We start from the raw sequence: 20,939 nt of genomic DNA, 5'->3' as shown, positions 1-20,939 counted from the left end.
CTACCAACTTTTAATAGTGGAGTATAGAACGATACCGAGTATAGTCAGTAATCCTACATAAATAGTGACTGACCATTGTTTTATTTCTTTTCTCTTCGTGCGGGTGGAAGGTTCCAGATAGATGGCTGCTTTGTGGGCGATAGTGCAGAACAACCAACCGCCGAATCCTCCGATAATACCTCCTACGAGTAAATCACCGGGATAATGTACACCCAGATATATACGTGTGTAGCAGTTGAGTATTGCCCAGGTCAGGATGAAAATGCTTAGCCAACGTTTACGGAACAGGAATATGACAAACATGGCAAGACCTAATGAATTGGCGGCATGGCACGATGGGAAACCGTAGCTTCCTCCGCGGTAACCATTTACGATATATACTAGATCTACAATCGGGTTCTCCGGATTGGCGGGACGCAGACGTGCTACTACCGGACGAATGATGCTGCTGCACATCTGGTCGGCAAAGGTGATAGTCAGTGCAATGGCAGCCACGTAGCACATTACTACTTTCCAGTGGAAGTTTTTTAATAAAATATACAATATAGTGGCATACATGGGAATCCAGATGAATTTACCCGTGAAAGAACTCATGAAATAATCCCAGAAAGGGGAATGTATACCATTGAAAGACAAGAAGATATTTGTATCTATCTCCGAAAGATATTGGACAATTCCGGTGTGTATCATCAGGCTTTATTGATCTATTTTAATGTCGCAAATATACAATAAAGAATAGAAAATTGTCCTATATTACTTTATAAATATTCAATATAACTCATTTCCTAGCGTTTCGCCAGGTCGTCGTAGAGCTTCTGCAGGAACGCTTTTCCTTTTTCCAGGTTGGCTCCTTTGGCAGTGCCTTCGTCCAGTTGCACAGTATTGGCATCGAGGTTATATACCAATTGATTATCGGCGGTAATCATTCCGAAATAATTCGGCCGGGTAAAGTATGCGAAATGAGGTGACGCCGGATTCATGATATTTTTGCTGAAAGTAAATTCATCATGCGGCAATCCTAGTTGAGCGAGCAGGGTAGCGGCGATGTCTATTTGTGAAGCATAAGTATCTACAACCAAGGGTTGTTTTATTGCACCTCCAATTAAAATCAGTGGAATGGTTTGGCCGTCCAGCGGATTTTCTATTGGATACGGATATGCACCCTGATGATCGGGAACGAGTACAAACAGTGTATTTTTCCATAGCGGTGTCTCTTGATACTGTTTCACGAAATCTCCCACGCAACTATCGGCATAGGCAAAAGAATTGAGGATTTTGTCATCCAGTCTGTGGAACGGGACTTCGAATGGTTCGTGGCTGCTTGATGTCTGTACAAGTTTCAGAAACGGTTCTTTTTGTTTTTCTTCTTTCAGGTCTTTCATCAGGCGTTGGAATAAGACGTGATCCTGTGCTCCCCATTTTCCTGTACGTTCGGACAGAGGAAAATCTTTATCGGAAATAATCTTCTCGATGCCGGAAGATACCAGGTAAGAGCGCATATTGGTAAAATCGGCATCTCCACCATAGTAATATTCCAGATTATATCCTGCGTTTTTCAAGCTGCGGGGGATAGAAGGAAGTTTGTCCGTCTTTTCGGGATATTTCATGATGCTGGTGCTTGGCTGTCCGGGATATCCGCTGATAATGGATGCCAGTCCGCGGTCTGTACGGAAACTGCTACCGTAGAAGTTGCTGAATAGTATGCCTTCCTTTGCGAATTTATCCATGTTGACAGCCACATTAGGTTGTCCTCCGAAAGTTTCCATCAAGTGTGTGGAGAAACTCTCAAGGATAATAAAAATAATGTTCGGACGTTGTGTATTCAATAATTGGGGGATGCTGTCTGTTGCTGCGACAGGTTTGTCTACCATCTCTGCAAATAATTCGTCGGCTATTTTCGGGTCCATGAAGCGATATTGCTTATCGAAATTATTCTGGTGGGTGGCGGAATACATGAAGCTGAATGCCGGATTGATGGCTGCATGATTCATGCGTTGGTCCTGACTGAAATACACCTTGCTCAAATTCATGGTGGATACGCTGAATCCGCCCCGGATAGGGATGAAAAGTGCCGCTGTCAGCAAAAGGAGTGCAAGCGAGACATTCTGACGTCGATAAGGAATTTTCAGGGGCTTTTTCTCCCGGATAAGGACGCAATAGAAAATAAAGTATAAAATTGCTGCATAGATCAGCATAGATAAGATTCCCAATAGTACAAACCAAAAGCTGACGCTTGCCATAGCATCTTTGGGGGAAGAGAAGAAATAGAAAACGGGGGTGGCATCCAGACGGAATCCCCAAAAGCCGTATAATCCCAGGTCGATGATAAAAATGCAGGCCATGACAAAGGCGATTACCCCGAAGTATCCTTGCCGGATGCGGCGGAGTATGGATGAATTGGTCCAGGCGGAGGCGATGAGCAGTAAGCCGGGGATAGCGGTCAGGTAGCCTGCAAGAGATAAATCCAGAGGCAATCCGTGCCACATGACGCGGAAGTAGTCACCTAAAGATACATTGGTATATAAGTCATGGTAGTAAACCATGAAGATTGGTTTCTGAAGAACGAATAAAAGAACAAATAAAAAATAGGTCGTGAGAAATTGTATGATTCTCTTTTTCATATCTGTAAACTTAAAAAGATTGAACGGATACAAAGTTACTATACTTTTCCTTATCTTTCTCATGAAGTGATATAAAACATACCTTTTTTTCCATATCTTTGTCGTGTCTGTGACAAAAATAAAGTAATAAGATGGCAAAGATTGCAAGGAAACTAACAGATTTAGTGGGGAATACCCCTTTGATGGAACTTTCCGGTTATAGCGGAAAGTACGGTCTGGAACAAAATATTATTGCCAAACTGGAGGCTTTTAATCCGGCGGGAAGTGTAAAAGACAGGGTGGCTTTTTCGATGATTGAAGATGCTGAAGTTCGGGGATTATTGAAACCCGGTGCGACGATTATTGAGCCGACAAGCGGAAATACAGGTGTCGGGTTGGCAATGGTAGCCACTATTAAAGGGTATCATTTGATATTGACCATGCCTGAAACAATGAGCCTGGAACGGCGGAATCTGTTGAAAGCGCTGGGTGCGCAGATTGTATTGACAGACGGGTTAGGAGGGATGGCAGCTTCTATTGCCAAGGCGCAGGAGTTGCGTGATAGTATTCCCGGTTCGGTGATCTTACAACAATTTGAGAATCCGGCTAATGCGGCTGTTCATGAGCGGACGACAGGTGAAGAGATCTGGCGGGATACAGACGGTGAAGTGGCTGTTTTTGTGGCCGGAGTGGGCACCGGAGGAACGGTTTGCGGTGTAGCCCGTGCTTTAAAGAAACATAATCCGGATATTTATATTGTGGCGGTAGAACCGGTGTCGTCTCCTGTATTGGCAGGAGGAGAGGAGGCTCCGCATCGCATTCAGGGTATCGGAGCAAATTTTATTCCCAAACTTTATGATGCTTCTGTGGTAGATGAGGTGATGGGTGTACCCGATGATGAAGCGATTCGTGCGGGACGTGAGTTAGCGTCGACGGAAGGTCTGCTGGTGGGAATTTCTTCGGGAGCAGCTGTGTATGCTGCCCGTCAACTGTCACTGCGTCCGGAATTTAAGAACAAAAAAATAGTAGCGTTGTTACCTGATACGGGAGAGCGTTATTTGTCGACCGAACTGTTTGCTTTTGACGCATATCCATTGGATTAATTCATTCATTATAAAAAAGACCTGAACCATGGTAAGAATAATTATAGCTTTGCTTTTTTGTTTTCCGGCTGTTGCCTTTGCACAAACTTATCAGCAATTGTCCGAGAGAGCCATTGAATGTATTGAGAAAGACAGTCTTCCCAAAGCAGAGGAACTTTTGCTTCAGGCTTTGAAGCTGGAACCGAAGAACGCCAAAAATGCGTTGCTTTTTTCTAACCTGGGATTGGTACAGCGCCGCTTGGGTGAGTTTGATAAAGCGCTGGAGTCTTATTCTTTTGCACTGAATTTTGCTCCTTTGGCAGTTCCTATTTTACTCGACCGTGCCGCTATTTATATGGAAATGGGAAAAACAGACCGTGCTTATACCGATTATTGTCAGGTGCTTGATGAGGATAAGCAGAACAAGGAAGCTTTGTTGATGCGTGCCTATATTTATGTGCTCCGCCGGGATTATCCGGCTGCGAGAATCGATTATAATCGTTTGCTGGAACTGGATCCGCAGAGTTATAGCGGTCGTCTGGGATTGGCTACTCTGGAGCAGAAAGAAGGAAAATTTCGGGAATCTCTTGAAATTCTGAATAAGATGATTACGGCTACTCCTGACGATGCGACGCTTTATATTGCCCGTGCCGACGTGGAACGTGAAATGAAGCATGAAGATCTGGCATTGGTTGATTTGGAGGAAGCGATCCGGTTGGATGCTGCCTCGGCTGATGCTTATCTGCTGCGTGGGAATATCTATCTGGCACAGAAAAAGAAAGGACTTGCCAAAGCTGACTTTGAGAAAGCCATTTCATTGGGAGTGCCTCCGGCTGATTTGCACGAACAGCTTAAGCAGTGCAAGTGACGTATGATTATTCTACAAACTGCCTAATCAAATTAACGAAGTCTTTTCCGTATTTTTTCTTCTTGTATTCTCCGATACCGCTGATTTCTCCGAATTCTTCTATAGTGGTAGGACGGGAAATACTAAGCAGGTGTAATACTTTGTCTGACAAGACGATGTAGGCGGGTAGTGCCTCCTGATCGGCCAGTTGTTTCCTCAATCCGCGTAAGGCTTCGAATAAATCCTCGTTTTCTCCACCTTCCAGGCCGAAAGGAAGTACCTTTGCAACAACCACTTTTTTCTTTTTTCCTTTTTGAGTGGCGACTTCTTCGTGCCGGATGACTGCTAATGTTGCCTTAGCTCTCCCGAAGAGAATATCACTTCCGCTTGCAGTAATTTTAAGATGGTTGTTTTCGTTATAGGCTATTTCAAAGTAGCCGAGTTGCAACATCTGAAGCAGATAGTCTTGCCAGTCACGAGGAGGAATGTCGCGTCCGGCACCGAACGTTTTAAGTTCCTGATACCCTTTTCCGGTTACTTCCGCAGAATAGTTTCCACGGAGAATGTCAATCAGCAATCCTGTGCTGATTTGTTGTTCTGTACGTGCGATGGCGCTTAATGCCTTTTGCACAATGACCGTACCGTCAAATCGTTGAGGAGGATTTTTACAAACATCGCAATTACCGCAATCCTCCGTTGTTGTTTCTCCGAAATAGCTTAACAGGATTCTTCTCCGGCAAATATCGGCTTCAGCATATTGCTGCATCCGTTGTAGCTTTTCCAGATTGATGCTCTGCTGATTGCTTTCCGAAGCAAATTTAGTGAGTAATATAAGATCTCCGAGTGAATAAAATAGGACAGTACTGCTGGGCAGTCCATCCCGTCCGGCACGGCCTATTTCCTGATAAAAGCTTTCTATGCTTTTGGGTAGATTGTAATGTATGACCCAGCGGACATTTGATTTATCGATCCCCATTCCGAATGCAATAGTGGCACATACCACCTGTATGCGGTCGTTGATAAAATCATTCTGTGTTTCGTCCCGGTGTTGGGTGGATAATCCGGCATGATAGACACCGCAGCGGATACCCTGCTTTTGCAACATTTGTGCGACGGTTTCTGTCTTACTCCGGCTCATGCAATAAATAATCCCGCTTTCTCCCCCGTGACGGTGAATAAATTCTAAGATAGCCTTGTTCTTCTCTTTCGCTTGAAAACCACGTTTTACAGTCAGACTGATGTTGGGGCGGTCGAAAGATGAGATAAAGACACGGGGGTGGTTGAGATGCAATTGCCGCACGATATCTTCGCGCGTGATTTTATCCGCAGTGGCAGTTAGGGCAATAATCGGTATTTGCGGAAATTGCTGGTGGAGCACTCCCATTTGTGTGTATTCCGGACGGAAGTCATGTCCCCATTGTGAAATACAATGCGCTTCATCAATAGCAAACAGAGAGATGTTCATATCCCGTAATAAATAATCCTTTTCTGCTAAAAGTTTTTCGGGTGAAATGTAAAGCAGCTTCAGTCGCCCCTCGATGCAGGCACGTCGCAGATTAGCGTTTTCCGTTTCGTCATTACTGCTGTTCAGTGCCCCGGCTGCGATGCCGTTTGCCAGCAATGCTTCTACCTGATCTTTCATCAATGAGATGAGTGGAGAAACGACAACGGCAGTGCCTTCACACAGCAGTGCGGGAAGTTGGTAGCAGATCGATTTCCCCCCACCAGTAGGCATTAATACCAATGTATCCTGTTTGTTCAGGACGTGGTGGATGATTTCTTCTTGTAGAGGACGGAAACTATCGTATCCGAAATATGTCTTTAGAGTTTCTCTCATTGATGCTGATTTATCCATGCTGCAAAGGTACATTTTTCTTCGGCAATTTTCGTCATGTGTAGATTTCTGTTTCTGATATGAATTATAAATAAGTTAAAGTTTCTTATTATTCAAGGCTATTCCTTCTTTTTCAAGGTTTTTGATTGTTTATTTAGAAAAAAAATGCACAAAATAATTGTGTGTTTAAAAAAAAAGTAAGACATTTGTAACATGTTATGTTGCAATTGAGCGATTATTAACAAATGAACAAACCCTAACCAGTTAATTCAATGAGTGATTTAGAGAACAAAAAAACGGAAGAAACTCCGAAAAAACGTCCCTACAATTTGAGGGAAAAGAAAGAAAAGAAGGCTGCATACAGGTCTTTGATTAGACCGGAATTGGCAGACGAGTTGTATGACAAGATCTTGAATATCATCGTTGTACAGAAGAAGTACAAGGATCCTGATTATTCAGCTAAGGACTTGGCAAAAGAATTGAAGACGAATACTCGTTACCTTTCTGCAGTAGTAAACTCACGCTTTGGCATGAACTATTCTTGCCTGTTGAATGAGTACAGAGTAAAAGATGCTTTGCATTTATTGACTGACAAACGTTATGCCGACAAAAATGTGGAAGAAATTAGTGCCATGGTTGGCTTTGCAAATCGTCAATCTTTTTACGCTGCATTTTACAAAAACGTAGGTGAGACTCCTAACGGATATCGCAAAAGACATATCGAGAATAAGAAATAATTGCGCGTTCCGAAACTGATTAAAAGGAATTACCTCTGAAAGACAAATTTTGGGGATAATTCCTTTTCTCATTTTAATTAATCAATGCTAGCATTATGAGAAAACATCTGATTTTAATGACAGTGGCCGCCACGCTCTTAACATCGTGCGGAGGAAGTAAAACAACAACTGCTGAAGCAGAAAAATTTGATTATACAGTGGAACAATTTGCTGATTTACAAATATTGCGTTATAGGGTTCCCGGATTTGAGGAACTGACGCTGAAACAGAAGGAACTGATTTATTACCTGACAGAGGCTGCTCTGGAAGGAAGGGATATTCTGTTTGACCAGAATGGAAAATATAATTTGAGAATCCGTAGGATGCTCGAAGCAGTATATACAAACTATCAGGGGGATAAAACGACACCTGATTTTAAAAACATGGAGGTGTACCTGAAAAGGGTATGGTTCTCCAATGGTATTCATCACCACTATGGTACGGAGAAATTTGTGCCGAACTTCTCACAGGAATTTTTGAAACAGGCCGTGCTCGGTCTGGATGCCAAGTTGCTTCCGCTGGAGAAAGGGCAGACTGCCGATCAACTTTGTGCAGAGCTGTTCCCGGTGATTTTCGACCCGGCGGTTATGCCGAAGCGGGTAAACCAGGCGGATGGCGAAGATCTTGTGTTGACCTCTGCTTGTAACTATTATGATGGAGTGACGCAGAAAGAGGCGGAAAGTTTCTATAGCGTGCTGAAAGATCCGAAAGATGAAACACCGGTTTCTTATGGACTGAACAGTCGTTTGGTAAAAGAAAACGGGAAGTTGACAGAGAAGGTTTGGAAAGTAGGCGGACTCTATACACAGGCAATTGAGAAGATTGTTTATTGGCTGAAGAAAGCGGAAGGTGTGGCAGAAAATGAAGCACAAAAAGCTGTTATCACCAAGCTGATTCAATTCTATGAAACCGGTGATCTGAAAGATTTCGATGAATATTCGATTCTGTGGGTGAAAGACCTTGATTCACGAATCGACTTTGTGAACGGATTTACTGAAAGTTATGGCGACCCGCTGGGGATGAAAGCGAGTTGGGAATCTTTGGTGAACTTCAAAGATCTGGAATCGACACATCGTACGGAGATTATCAGCAGTAACGCGCAATGGTTTGAAGATCATTCTCCGGTTGATAAATCTTTCAAGAAAGAAAAGGTGAAAGGGGTATCGGCTAAAGTGATTACTGCTGCTATCCTTGCGGGTGATCTTTATCCGGCAACTGCTATCGGTATCAATCTGCCGAATGCCAACTGGATTCGTGCTCATCATGGCTCCAAATCAGTGACTATCGGAAACATTACGGATGCTTATAATAAAGCTGCTCATGGAAACGGGTTCAATGAAGAATTTGTTTATAGTGATGCGGAAATACAGTTGATCGATGCTTACTCTGACTTGACGGATGAGCTTCATACAGATTTACATGAATGTCTGGGACACGGTTCCGGTAAGTTGCTTCCGGGTGTAGATCCGGATGCGTTGAAGGCTTATGGCTCTACCATCGAAGAGGCACGTGCCGATTTATTCGGATTGTATTATGTAGCCGATCCGAAGCTGGTGGAACTGGGACTGCTCTCTTCTCCCGATGCTTATAAGGCTCAATACTATACTTATCTGATGAATGGGCTGATGACACAACTGGTACGTATCGAACCGGGAAATAGTGTTGAAGAAGCTCACATGCGCAATCGCCAGCTGATAGCCCGCTGGGTATTTGAAAAAGGAGCTGCCGATAAAGCGGTGGAACTGGTGAAGAAAGACGGAAAGACTTATGTGGTTATCAATGACTATCAGAAGGTACGTCAGCTTTTCGGCGAATTATTAGCTGAAATCCAGCGCATCAAGTCGACTGGTGATTTTGAAGGAGCCCGTACATTGGTAGAAAACTATGCGGTAAAAGTGGATCCGGCTCTGCATGCAGAAGTTCTGGAACGCTATAAGAAGCTGAATCTGGCTCCTTACAAAGGTTTTGTGAATCCGAAATACGAACTGGTGACAGATGAAAACGGAAATGTTACAGATGTCACAGTTTCCTATGATGAAGGTTATGTAGAACAAATGCTGCGTTACAGCACTGATTATTCTCCGCTACCTTCAATAAACAACTGATTTGAAATGGATATAAAAGAACAATTAAAAGATATCAAGACACAGCTCCGTCTCTCTATGAACGGGGCTGTGTCCCAAAGTATGCGTGAGAAAGGGCTGGTTTATAAACTCAATTTCGGAGTGGAACTGCCCCGTATCAAGATGATTGCCGAAAGTTATGAGAAGAATCATGACCTGGCACAGGCTCTGTGGAAAGAGGACATTCGCGAATGTAAAATTCTGGCGGGGATGCTTCAACCGATTGAAACGTTTTATCCCGAGATAGCCGACATTTGGGTAGAAAATATCCGGAATATCGAAATAGCCGAGCTGACTTGCATGAATCTCTTCCAGTATTTGCCGTATGCTCCGGCCAAATCTTTTCACTGGATTGCAGATGAGCAAGAGTATATACAGACTTGCGGTTTTCTGACTGCCGCCCGTCTTTTGATGAAGAAAGGGGATATGACTGAACGCGCCTCCGGCGAATTACTCGATCAGGCAATCTGTGCCGTACATTCCGACAGTTATCATGTTCGTAACGCTGCTTTATTGGTTATCCGCAAATATATGCAGCATAGTGAAGAACATGCCTTTCAAGTATGCCGTCTGGTGGAAGGAATGGCTGATTCTACCTTGGAAGGGGAGCAGATGCTCTACAACATGGTGAAAGAAGAGACTGAAGAATAATTAACCCATTACTTATTTCTAGGAATTTCTTTTGCTTTCCGCAAAAAAGGCTTAACTTTGTTCGCGCTAATTTTGGCTGATGATGGAAACTCAAAACGTGAAAGATACAGTAAGGCAGATATTCACGGAATATCTCACGGCGAACGGGCATCGTAAGACTCCTGAACGCTACGCCATACTCGATACTATTTATTCTATCGACGGTCATTTCGATATTGACATGCTTTATTCACGGATGATGGACCAGGAGAATTTCCGGGTGAGCCGTGCAACTCTCTACAACACCATTATCCTCCTTATCAATGCACGACTGGTCATTAAGCATCAGTTTGGCACTTCTTCCCAATACGAAAAATCATATAATCGCGAGACACATCATCATCAGATATGTACTCAATGTGGTAGAGTGACCGAGTTTCAGAACGAGGAATTGCAGCATGCCATTGAAAATACGAAATTGAGCCGCTTCCAGCTTTCGCATTACTCCTTATATATATATGGAGTATGTAGTAAGTGCGACAGAGCTAACAAACGGAAAAAAGTAAATAACAACAATAAAAAAGAAAAATGAAAGTAGATGTTCTATTAGGATTACAATGGGGCGACGAAGGTAAAGGAAAAGTAGTCGACGTTTTAACACCTAAGTATGATGTGGTTGCTCGTTTTCAGGGCGGCCCGAATGCCGGTCACACGCTTGAGTTCGAAGGACAGAAATATGTGCTCCGCTCTATTCCTTCCGGTATTTTCCAGGGAAACAAGGTAAACATCATCGGTAACGGTGTGGTACTTGATCCGGCATTGTTTAAGGCAGAGGCAGAAGCACTTGAAGCATCAGGTCATCCGCTGAAAGAACGTTTGCACATTTCAAAGAAAGCTCATCTGATTCTTCCGACACACCGCATTCTGGATGCTGCCTATGAAGCAGCCAAAGGAGATGCCAAAGTAGGAACTACCGGCAAGGGTATCGGCCCTACTTATACGGATAAAGTGAGCCGTAACGGTGTTCGTGTAGGTGACATTCTTCATAACTTCGATGAGAAGTATGCTGCTGCAAAAGCTCGTCACGAACAAATCCTGAACGGGCTGAATTATGAATATGACCTCACAGAATTGGAAAAAGCTTGGTTGGAAGGTATCGAATACCTGAAACAATTCCATTTTGTAGATAGCGAACATGAAGTGAATAATCTGTTGAAAGATGGTAAGAGCGTTCTTTGTGAAGGAGCTCAGGGTACTATGCTTGATATTGATTTCGGTTCATATCCGTTCGTGACTTCTTCCAATACCGTATGTGCGGGAGCCTGCACCGGACTGGGAGTGGCGCCTAATCGTATCGGTGAAGTATATGGTATCTTCAAAGCATACTGTACTCGTGTAGGAGCAGGTCCGTTCCCATCAGAACTGTTTGATGAAACTGGTGACAAGATGTGTACTTTGGGACATGAATTCGGTTCTGTTACCGGACGTAAACGTCGTTGTGGATGGATCGACCTGGTAGCGCTGAAGTATTCCGTTATGATAAACGGGGTTACCAAATTGATTATGATGAAGAGCGATGTACTCGATACTTTCGAAACAATCAAAGCTTGTGTTGCCTACAAAGTGAATGGTGAAGAAATCGATTATTTCCCGTATGACATCACAGAAGGGGTAGAACCTGTTTATGCAGAGCTTCCGGGCTGGCAGACAGATATGACCAAGATGCAGAGCGAAGATGAATTCCCGGAAGAGTTCAACGCTTATCTGACTTTCCTGGAAGAACAACTTGGCGTAGAAATCAAGATTGTTTCTGTAGGACCGGACAGAGCACAGACGATCGAACGTTATACAGAAGAATAACCATTGATTTATTATATGGAGGAAAGGCGGAGACTGAAGAAAAACTCCGCCTTTTTTATTCAAGCCTTTGTAGTCTATTCTAAACACACAGAAAAATAATGTACGCCTTATGAAAACACGTTTTATTACTTTCCTTTTGTTGTTCGTCATGAACTTGGGAGCATTTGCACAGTCTCCTTATCAGCCTGCCGAAGAGAATCTGAAAGCACGGCAGGAATTTCAGGACAATAAGTTTGGTATTTTTCTTCATTGGGGGCTATATGCCATGCTCGCTACCGGTGAGTGGACTATGACAAACAATAATCTGAATTATAAAGAGTATGCCAAACTGGCAGGTGGATTTTATCCTTCCAAGTTTAATGCCGATAAATGGGTGGAGGCTATTAAAGCTTCGGGAGCCAAATATATCTGTTTTACTAGCCGTCATCACGAAGGTTTTTCTATGTTCGATACTAAGTATTCGGATTATAACGTAGTCAAAGCCACCCCTTTTAAAAGAGATATTGTGAAAGAACTGGCAGCTGCCTGTGCCAAGCAGGGAATCAAGCTTCATTTTTATTATTCTCATCTTGACTGGGCGCGTGAGGACTATCCCTGGGGACGTACAGGACAGGGGACGGGACGTTCGAACTCGAAAGGGGATTGGAAAAGCTATTATCAATTCATGAATAACCAGTTGACGGAGTTACTGACGAATTATGGTCCGATAGGTGCCATCTGGTTTGACGGATGGTGGGATCAACCTAAATCTTTTAACTGGGAATTACCAGAGCAGTATGCTTTGATTCATAAACTCCAACCGGGCTGCCTGGTGGGTAACAATCATCATCAGACGCCTTTTGATGGAGAAGATATTCAGATTTTCGAACGCGATCTGCCGGGTGAGAATGCTTCGGGACTTTCTGGACAGGAGGTGAGTCGCCTGCCGTTGGAAACTTGCGAAACAATGAATGGTATGTGGGGATATAAGATTACCGACCAGAATTATAAATCTACAAAGACATTGATTCACTATCTGGTGAAGGCAGCCGGTAAGAATGCCAATCTTTTGATGAATATCGGCCCTCAACCTGATGGGGAACTTCCTGCGGTAGCTGTGCAACGCTTGGCAGAGATGGGAGAGTGGATGAAACAATATGGCGAAACGATCTATGGAACACGAAGCGGCATAGTTGCTCCGCATGATTGGGGAGTGACCACACAAAAAGGAAATAAACTCTATGTACATATCCTCGACCTGAAAGATGCAGCTTTGTTCCTGCCATTGACAGGCAAGAAGGTTAAGAAAGCAGTCTTGTTTAAAGATCAGTCTCCGGTTCGTTTCACAAAGACGAAAGCTGGTGTTTTGCTCGAATTCGCCGAGGTTCCGAAAGATATTGACTATGTAGTAGAACTGACAATTGACTAATTTTTAGCTAATTCTTCATAAAAGCAAGGGGAAACTATTCTGACATTGAACGTTTCCCCTTATTTTTGGCAAACAATTTGTTTATAGATATATAGAGTAATAATTAAAATTGAAAAGTATATGATGTCTTATTGGGTATTATTTATAGGAATCGCTGTTGTCAGTTGGTTGGTACAGATGAATTTGCAAAACAAATTCAAGAAGTACTCTAAGATTCCTACAGGAAACGGAATGACAGGACGCGACGTTGCTTTGAAGATGTTGCATGACAATGGTATTTATGATGTGCAGGTTACACATACGCCGGGACGATTGACCGACCACTACAATCCTACTAACAAAACAGTGAATTTGAGTGAAGGCGTGTATGAAAGTAACAGCATCATGGCGGCTGCCGTAGCGGCCCATGAATGTGGACACGCTGTGCAGCATGCACGTATGTATGCTCCGTTGAAGATGCGTAGTGCGCTGGTTCCGGTTGTGAACTTTGCTTCTTCCATTATGACGTGGGTATTGTTGGGTGGTATCTTGCTGATAAACTCTTTCCCGCAGTTATTGTTGGCAGGTATTATCCTGTTTGCTATGACTACACTGTTCAGCTTTATCACGCTGCCGGTGGAAATCAATGCAAGTAAACGTGCATTGGTATGGTTGAGTTCATCCGGCATTACTAATTCGTACAATCATGCACAGGCAGAAGACGCTCTTCGTTCAGCTGCTTATACGTATGTAGTTGCTGCATTAGGTTCATTAGCAACATTGGTTTACTACATCATGATCTTCATGGGTAGAAGAGACTAAGAAATGAAAAAGGGAAAAGGCAGGTTTGCCAGCTTCTTTCTATAGAATAAAAAGGGATCCTCCGCAGTCTTTCCGAAGACTATGGAGGATTTTTTCAAATATATGTAAGCATTGCTCGGAAATTTGCAGTAAATTTGCACCATTAAAATTATAAACAGTAATATTATGGCAGCAAAACCAAGTATTCCTAAAGGAACTCGTGACTTTTCGCCGGTAGAAATGGCGAAGCGTAATTATATATTCAATACGATTCGTGACGTATATCATTTGTATGGTTTCCAACAGATAGAGACTCCGTCTATGGAGATGCTTTCTACACTGATGGGAAAGTACGGCGATGAAGGGGATAAACTACTCTTTAAGATTCAAAATTCAGGAGATTACTTTTCCGGGATTACTGACGAAGAATTGTTAAGCCGTAATGCTGTCAAACTGGCAAGCAAATTTTGTGAGAAAGGTTTGCGTTATGACTTGACAGTACCTTTTGCTCGCTACGTCGTGATGCATCGTGATGAGATCACTTTCCCGTTCAAGCGCTATCAGATTCAACCGGTATGGCGTGCTGACCGTCCGCAAAAAGGACGTTATCGCGAATTTTATCAATGTGATGCTGACGTTGTAGGAAGCGATTCATTACTGAACGAAGTGGAATTGATGCAGATTGTCGATACTGTTTTCAGTCGTTTTAATATTCGTGTATGTATTAAGATAAACAACCGTAAGATTCTTTCCGGTATCGCTGAAATTATAGGTGAATCGGATAAAATCGTCGATATTACTGTAGCGATTGATAAACTGGATAAAATAGGTTTGGATAATGTAAATGCCGAACTGAAAGAGAAGGGAATCAGTGATGAGGCTATTGCCAAGTTGCAGCCAATCATTCTCCTTAGCGGTACGAATGCGGAAAAGTTGGCAACATTGAAGAATGTATTATCGGCCAGTGAAGTAGGATTGAAAGGAGTGGAAGAAAGTGAATTTATCCTGAATACATTGGAAACAATGGGCTTGAAGAATGAAATCGAGCTTGACCTGACATTGGCTCGCGGACTGAATTACTATACAGGTGCTATCTTTGAAGTGAAAGCGTTGGATGTGCAGATTGGTAGTATCACAGGTGGTGGTCGCTATGATAATCTGACCGGAGTATTTGGTATGGCAGGAGTGTCGGGAGTGGGTATCTCTTTTGGTGCAGACCGTATCTTCGATGTATTGAACCAACTTGAACTTTATCCGAAAGAAGCTGTGAATGGAACAGAACTTCTATTCATCAACTTCGGTGAAAAGGAAGCTGCATTCTCTATGGGAATTCTGTCGAAAGTGCGTGCTGCCGGTATCCGTGCCGAGATTTTCCCGGATGCAGCCAAGATGAAGAAACAGATGAGTTATGCCAATACAAAGAATATTCCGTTTGTAGCTATTGTCGGCGAGAATGAAATGAACGAAGGCAAAGCCATGTTGAAGAATATGGAGACAGGGGAACAAAATCTTGTTTCGGCAGAAGAACTGATTGCTGTAGTGAAGAAATAAGCAGAGATATTAGAACTCTCTATATAAAGAGGCCGCTTTAACATAAAAATGAAGTGAACCCTCAAAGTCAGATAAAAGACTTTGGGGGTTCACTTTAAAATTAAAAGAGAGTCGACTTCTTTTTTAATATTTTATTTGATCTAGTATTCCATTGAGGAAAGCAATCGCTACTCCATAATTCGTCATGGGAATGTGTTGCTCCCGAGCACGTTCGATGCGGCTAAGTACGTATTTACGATTGAACATACATGCTCCGCAATGGATTACCAAAGAGTAAGGAGTCAGATCCTGTGGAAAGTCAGTTCCGGCTACCATATCAATTTGCAGATTCTCTCCAATTCGTTTCCGTAACAAACGGGGGAGTTTCACTCTTCCTATATCTTCGGAAAGAGGAGCGTGCGTACAAGCCTCCGCTATCAGTACACGCGACGATTCCGTCAGTCTTTCAATGGTAGCTGCACTTTCTACATAATAATGAATATCACCCTTGTATCCTGCGAAAAGCACAGAGAAAGAGGTTAGTTCACTTTCCTTTGGCTTCTGTTCATAAATCGTTTTGAAGACCTGCGAATCGGTGATGATTAATTTCGGAGGGCGGGCAAGAGCTTGCAAGGTTGCCGGAAACTTGTCAGTGGTGCAAGTCACTACGAGACATTTTTTGTCCAACAATTCACGGATAGTCTGCACTTGTGGTAAAATCAGTCTGCCTTTTGGAGCTTGAATATCCTGCGGCATAACCAGAAGTACAAGGTCGTTTTCTGTCACAAGTTCCCCGGTGATACTCTGTTGACCGAAGTCCGAGGGTAGCTTTTCGAGAATGGCTTGCCGGATCTGTTCAATTCCTGTCTTTTCTTTGGCGCTGATAAGTAACGGGCGTATTTTACATTCTTCCTCAATATACGTGGCTAAGCTATCACTGTTCTCTCGTATATCTATTTTATTCAGTACCGGAATGACAGGGATATTCTTCTCTTTCAATAGTGCCAGCATCTCTTTTTCATGAGAAAAGGTAGTATCTCCACATAGCAGCAATGCAATATCTGTTTTCTCAATAGCCTTTAAAGTCCGGCTGATACGCAGCTCTCCAAGTTCTCCCTCATCATCGAACCCCGGAGTATCTATAAACAAACACGGACCAATACCTTGAATTTCCATAGCTTTGGATACAAGGTCGGTAGTCGTTCCCGGAGTATCTGAAACGAGGGCGGTATCCTGTCCTGTCAATGCATTGATAAGAGAAGATTTACCACTGTTTCGTCTACCGAAAAGGGCGATATGAAGTCTGTTGGCATTTGGAGTATCTGTCAGGCTCATAATTACTAATTTTTCAATTTGTTAATTCATGCGCAGCTAATTAGCACATTGATATATTGGCACATTGGCGTATGATTTAAAATCTAAAATCTCTTTGCCCTGCGGCTATGGCTTTGAGGTTCCGGATAGCTATTTCCCTGATTTTAGGGTTAGGGATTCGGTCTGTTTCTTTTAGAATCAATTCTAATCCTTTCTGGCGGGTATCTTCGGAAGCATAATCTTCCAGATACTCTTTCAGAGTCATCAGGGCATTCGGTCCGCAACAGTTGGCTATCTGACCGGATTTCACTAATGACATGAAACGGTCGCCTGTCCGTCCTTCCCGGTAACAAGCAGTACAGAAGCTGGGGATATATCCGAGTTCGAGCAACCAGTTGACCACTTCGTCTAATGTCCGGGTATCGCTTACGTCAAATTGCGCGGAATTATGATCGGGTAATTCCGTTTCAGCATATCCGCCTACACTGGTACGTGAGCCGCCACTGATTTGTGAGATACCCAATTCGAGTACCTTCTTGCGTGATTCTTGTGATTCACGTGTGGAAATAATCATTCCAGTATAAGGAACGGCAATTCGGATAACAGCTACAATCTTACTGAATATCTCATCGGAAATTGAATTCGGAAAATCTCCGGCATTAATGTCATCCGCCGAACAGATACGCGGCACACTGATTGTATGGGGACCTACACCGAATTTGGCTTCCAGATGTTCGGCATGCATTAACAATCCGATAAAATCATACCGATAAGTATTCAAACCGAAAAGCACACCAATACCTACATCATCGATTCCCCCTTCCATGGCACGGTCCATCGCTTCGGTGTGATAGGCATAATTGCTTTTCGGACCGGTGGGATGAAGTGCTTCGTAGTTGTCCTTGTGATAAGTCTCCTGGAATAAGATATACGTACCGATACCTGCCTCTTTTAATCGACGATAATTTTCTACTGTAGTAGCTGCGATATTTACGTTTACGCGGCGGATAGCTCCGTTTTTATGTTTGATACTGTAAATCGTCTGAATAGATTCCAGAATATATTCTATCGGATTTAGTGACGGATGCTCCCCTGCTTCAAGAGCGAGCCGCTTATGTCCCATGTCCTGCAAAGCAATTACTTCCCGGCGAATTTCCTCCTGCGTCAGTTTCTTGCGTGCAATCGTTTTATTTTTAGCATGATACGGACAATATAGGCAACCATTTACGCAATAGTTCGACAAATAAAGTGGTGCGAACATGACGATACGGTTGCCATAAAACTTCTGTTTGATTTCTTTGGCGAGATGAAAGATACGTTCTATCAGGTCAGGTTGGTTACATTCCAGCAGAATAGCCGCTTCCCGGTGCGTCAGTCCCTTGCACAGAGCAGCCTTTTCAATCAGTTGTTCAATCAGGACACGGTTATCCTTATTGTTCTGCGCATATTCCAGCGTATCCAGAATCTCCTCATGATGGATAAACTCTTCTGCTTTTGATGAATCTTTTTGGTATATCATATATTCTCTGTAGTGTACTTAAAGTCGCCTCTTTCGGTAGAAATCTCGTAGCCGATGGTTTTCAATTGCTTTTGTAAGGCAGCCAGCCCTTCGGCAGATTCCGCTCCGAGTGAAGCTTTGTCATTATATAATTCATATTTTCTCCGTTCCTCTCGAGGAGACAAGTTAGGCATAACCACATTCGCACCTGCTAAAATACCCCGTTCCCTGCCATCAGGAATGAGAGTGGCAAGGGCTGTTGTTGCCGGAATCAATGCGGACGGATGCATCAGGCGGAAAATGGATAATAGAAGAATCGTCTGTTCCGCCGTTCCGCTGGGATATTCGGCAAAAGGTGTATCATGATGGGGCAGGAAAGGCCCGATGCCAATCATTTCCGGGCGTAGCTTTTCTATAAACAATAGATCCTCAATGATATGCTCTACTGTTTGTCCCGGACTGCCGACCATAATTCCGGTTCCTGTCTGATAACCGATCTCTTTCAAATCCGCTAAACATTGCAGGCGTCGTTTGTCGGACATTTCCGCTGGATGCAGTTGCCGGTAATGCAACTCATTATAAGTTTCGTGACGTAACAGATAACGGTTGGCTCCGGCACGGAAGAAACGTTCGTATGCCTCACGTGATTTTTCACCGAGTGACAGCGTAATAGCACAATCCGGATACTCCTGTCTGATACGGGCAACAGTCATTTCTATCTGATCGTTTGTTAGTGCAGGATCTTCTCCTCCTTGTAATACAAAGGTGCGGAATCCCAGTTCATAGCCCTGTTTGCAACAGTTCAGTATACTCTCTCGGCTTAACCGGTAACGTTCGATATTCGGATTCCCTTTTCGGATACCACAGTAATAACAGTTGTTCCGGCAGCAGTTACTGATTTCAATCAGTCCGCGGATATAAATCTTATTTCCGAAGTGGAGGAGTGCGACTTCCTGCGCCTGTTTATTGATGTAACGCAGAATTTCTGCGTCACATCCGGTCAACAGTTGCCGGAACTCTTCCGGTGTCAGTGTTCTTTCCTGTCGTAGTTTATCGATCCATTGTTTCATAGCTCTCTTTCCGTTTGAGCAGCTCTTGTGCCAGTTGGCGACGTCCCGAAACAATGTCGTTATGCGTACTCGGTCCGGTGATACATCCTCCTTCGCATGCCATCACTTCAATAAACTGTCCCGCAGCCTTTCCTGTCTTGGCGCAGGCACGCAGCAGAGCGATATTTTTTTTATTGATGTCCGACACTTGTATCGCATTAATTTTCTCCGCTTCCTCTTTCAGATAAGCTTTGACGGCTCCCATCACACCACCTGCCTGTGCAAATCCATGTGCTTCGCGAACAGACGTATGTAATACAGAGAACTCCTGTACCTGTTCCAGTTCAATACCCAGTCCATCGAGAATTGAACCGATTTCTTCGAACGTCAGAATATAATCCACCGCTTCGTCACGACGTACTTCTTTTCGTTTAGCTACACAAGGACCGACAAATACAACCTTAGCATCCGGATGCTTCTCTTTGGCAATCCGTGCAGCGTAGTACATCGGTGATCCGGTGGTAGAAACATAAGGTTTCATATCCGGAATATGTTTCTCTACCAGTTCGATATAAGAAGGGCAACAGGAAGTAGTCATAAACTTCTGTCCCTCTTCCAGTTTCTCCAACAATTCGTGGGCTTCATTGCTAGTGGTTGACATGGCGCCTTCGGCCACTTCGATCACATCGGTAAATCCTATTTCCTTGAAAGCACCGTACACTTGTCCGATAGAAGTCTTAAACTGTCCCAAAATAGACGGGGCGATGATGGCGACCATCTTTTCCCCTTTACGGATGCGTTGCAATACATCGAATGTTTGCGAGATTTCGAAGATAGCCCCGAACGGACAAGCATTCATGCATTTTCCACAGTAGATACACTTGCTTTCATCAATGTGCTCTATGCCGTGTTCATCTTTGCTGATAGCTTTTACCGGACAAGACTCTTCACAAGGTACGGGAATATATACAATAGCGTGATAAGGACAACTCTTGTGACAAATACCGCAACTGACACATGTGTCATGGTCAATCATTGCCTGACCGTTTTTCTTGAAACGTATCGCATCTTTAGGGCAGTTCATGTAACAACTACGTGCCACGCATCCGCGACAAAGGTTGGTTATTTCATAATTGATCTGTACACAGGAAGAACAGGCCTCGTCGATGACGCACATGATATTTTCCTTGTCTGGTTCGGGACGACTCAATGCCAATCGTGCATATTCGGAAAGTGGGGTAACTTCGTCGTGTTCGTCTGTCATATCCAGTCCCATCAGGGGAAAAGTCTTGTATCTCCACACTGCGCGTTCTTTATGTACGCAACACCGTCCTAGGGGTTTCGATTTTCGTGGACTCAACTCAATCGGAAGCCGGTCTATCTTTTCCACTAATTCGTCGTTTTTCCAGAGTCTAACAAGGTCTGCCAGCAGTTTATGCCGGACAATCATAATATTATTCGTAAATGCCATATTGTAATAAAGAGGTTGTTAGTTAGTTGGTGCAAAGATACGAACAGAATTTCAATATTTAAGTTTTTTGAAACATTCTTGTAACTTTTTTGTAGCCCTCGCGTGTTATCTTTGTAGTGGACAAAAAATAAGAGGAG

Annotated in this window: 17 protein-coding genes; 10 read left to right on the top strand and 7 right to left on the bottom strand. The window is 43.4% G+C overall.

Features of this window, described 5'->3' with window-relative positions:
• Together NQ505_RS24940 and NQ505_RS24935 are read right to left on the bottom strand one after the other, a co-directional pair.
• Positions 1 to 690, bottom strand: coding sequence for a phosphatase PAP2 family protein (locus tag NQ505_RS24940; RefSeq protein ID WP_004301114.1), 690 nt, complete (start codon positions 688 to 690; stop codon positions 1 to 3).
• A gap of 95 nt (positions 691 to 785) precedes the next feature.
• Positions 786 to 2,621: an LTA synthase family protein gene (locus NQ505_RS24935; RefSeq protein ID WP_008999720.1), complete on the bottom strand. Its 1,836-nt coding sequence runs from the start codon at positions 2,619 to 2,621 to the stop codon at positions 786 to 788.
• 131 nt (positions 2,622 to 2,752) lie between these two features.
• On the opposite strand from NQ505_RS24935, the gene cysK reads away from it, so the two are divergent.
• Positions 2,753 to 3,703 (top strand): cysteine synthase A, encoded by a 951-nt coding sequence (cysK, locus tag NQ505_RS24930; RefSeq protein WP_008999721.1) that lies wholly within the window; start codon positions 2,753 to 2,755, stop codon positions 3,701 to 3,703.
• A 28-nt stretch (positions 3,704 to 3,731) separates the two neighbouring features.
• Positions 3,732 to 4,550 (top strand): tetratricopeptide repeat protein, encoded by an 819-nt coding sequence (locus NQ505_RS24925; protein WP_004301105.1) that lies wholly within the window; start codon positions 3,732 to 3,734, stop codon positions 4,548 to 4,550.
• A 7-nt stretch (positions 4,551 to 4,557) separates the two neighbouring features.
• Here the strand turns inward: NQ505_RS24925 and recQ are convergent, their stop codons facing one another.
• Positions 4,558 to 6,366 carry a DNA helicase RecQ gene (gene recQ / locus NQ505_RS24920; protein WP_032853670.1) on the bottom strand — a complete coding sequence of 603 codons (1,809 nt, stop codon included), beginning with the start codon at positions 6,364 to 6,366 and terminating at the stop codon, positions 4,558 to 4,560.
• 269 nt (positions 6,367 to 6,635) lie between these two features.
• On the opposite strand from recQ, the gene NQ505_RS24915 reads away from it, so the two are divergent.
• From NQ505_RS24915 to hisS, 8 genes are all read left to right on the top strand, one after another.
• On the top strand, positions 6,636 to 7,100 hold the full coding sequence (locus NQ505_RS24915) for a helix-turn-helix domain-containing protein (RefSeq protein ID WP_008999723.1): 465 nt from the start codon (positions 6,636 to 6,638) through the stop codon (positions 7,098 to 7,100).
• A 95-nt stretch (positions 7,101 to 7,195) separates the two neighbouring features.
• Positions 7,196 to 9,244: a dipeptidyl-peptidase 3 family protein gene (locus NQ505_RS24910; protein ID WP_008999724.1), complete on the top strand. Its 2,049-nt coding sequence runs from the start codon at positions 7,196 to 7,198 to the stop codon at positions 9,242 to 9,244.
• 6 nt (positions 9,245 to 9,250) lie between these two features.
• Complete coding sequence (locus NQ505_RS24905) at positions 9,251 to 9,913, top strand: DNA alkylation repair protein (RefSeq protein WP_008999725.1); 663 nt, start codon at positions 9,251 to 9,253, stop codon at positions 9,911 to 9,913.
• Between the two features lie 82 nt (positions 9,914 to 9,995).
• Positions 9,996 to 10,484, top strand: a complete 489-nt coding sequence (locus NQ505_RS24900) for a Fur family transcriptional regulator (RefSeq protein ID WP_004327109.1) — start codon at positions 9,996 to 9,998, stop codon at positions 10,482 to 10,484.
• Complete coding sequence (locus NQ505_RS24895) at positions 10,481 to 11,752, top strand: adenylosuccinate synthase (RefSeq protein ID WP_008999726.1); 1,272 nt, start codon at positions 10,481 to 10,483, stop codon at positions 11,750 to 11,752. The genes NQ505_RS24900 and NQ505_RS24895 overlap by 4 nt, the downstream gene beginning before the upstream one ends.
• 109 nt (positions 11,753 to 11,861) lie before the next feature.
• Positions 11,862 to 13,160: an alpha-L-fucosidase gene (locus NQ505_RS24890; protein ID WP_004301091.1), complete on the top strand. Its 1,299-nt coding sequence runs from the start codon at positions 11,862 to 11,864 to the stop codon at positions 13,158 to 13,160.
• Positions 13,161 to 13,280: 120 nt separating this feature from the next.
• The gene (locus tag NQ505_RS24885; protein WP_004301089.1) at positions 13,281 to 13,961 is read left to right on the top strand and encodes a zinc metallopeptidase; all 681 of its coding nucleotides are present in this window, start codon (positions 13,281 to 13,283) and stop codon (positions 13,959 to 13,961) included.
• Positions 13,962 to 14,126: 165 nt separating this feature from the next.
• On the top strand, positions 14,127 to 15,491 hold the full coding sequence (gene hisS / locus NQ505_RS24880; RefSeq protein ID WP_004301086.1) for a histidine--tRNA ligase: 1,365 nt from the start codon (positions 14,127 to 14,129) through the stop codon (positions 15,489 to 15,491).
• A gap of 123 nt (positions 15,492 to 15,614) precedes the next feature.
• On the opposite strand, the gene hydF is transcribed toward hisS, so the two are convergent.
• The 4 genes from hydF to NQ505_RS24860 form a co-directional block, all read right to left on the bottom strand.
• Positions 15,615 to 16,805 (bottom strand): [FeFe] hydrogenase H-cluster maturation GTPase HydF, encoded by a 1,191-nt coding sequence (hydF, locus tag NQ505_RS24875; RefSeq protein ID WP_008651974.1) that lies wholly within the window; start codon positions 16,803 to 16,805, stop codon positions 15,615 to 15,617.
• Between the two features lie 76 nt (positions 16,806 to 16,881).
• Positions 16,882 to 18,303 (bottom strand): [FeFe] hydrogenase H-cluster radical SAM maturase HydG, encoded by a 1,422-nt coding sequence (gene hydG / locus NQ505_RS24870; RefSeq protein ID WP_008999727.1) that lies wholly within the window; start codon positions 18,301 to 18,303, stop codon positions 16,882 to 16,884.
• On the bottom strand, positions 18,300 to 19,352 hold the full coding sequence (gene hydE / locus NQ505_RS24865) for a [FeFe] hydrogenase H-cluster radical SAM maturase HydE (protein WP_004301074.1): 1,053 nt from the start codon (positions 19,350 to 19,352) through the stop codon (positions 18,300 to 18,302). Before hydE ends, hydG begins: the two co-directional genes overlap by 4 nt.
• Positions 19,333 to 20,802 (bottom strand): 4Fe-4S dicluster domain-containing protein, encoded by a 1,470-nt coding sequence (locus NQ505_RS24860; protein ID WP_008999728.1) that lies wholly within the window; start codon positions 20,800 to 20,802, stop codon positions 19,333 to 19,335. Before NQ505_RS24860 ends, hydE begins: the two co-directional genes overlap by 20 nt.
• Between the last annotated feature and the right edge of the window lie 137 nt (positions 20,803 to 20,939).

The organism is Bacteroides sp. D2 (assembly GCF_025147085.1).
Taxonomy (GTDB): Bacteria; Bacteroidota; Bacteroidia; order Bacteroidales; family Bacteroidaceae; genus Bacteroides.
Note: the sequence above shows the minus strand (reverse complement) of the source record. Positions and strands in the feature narration are given on the sequence as shown.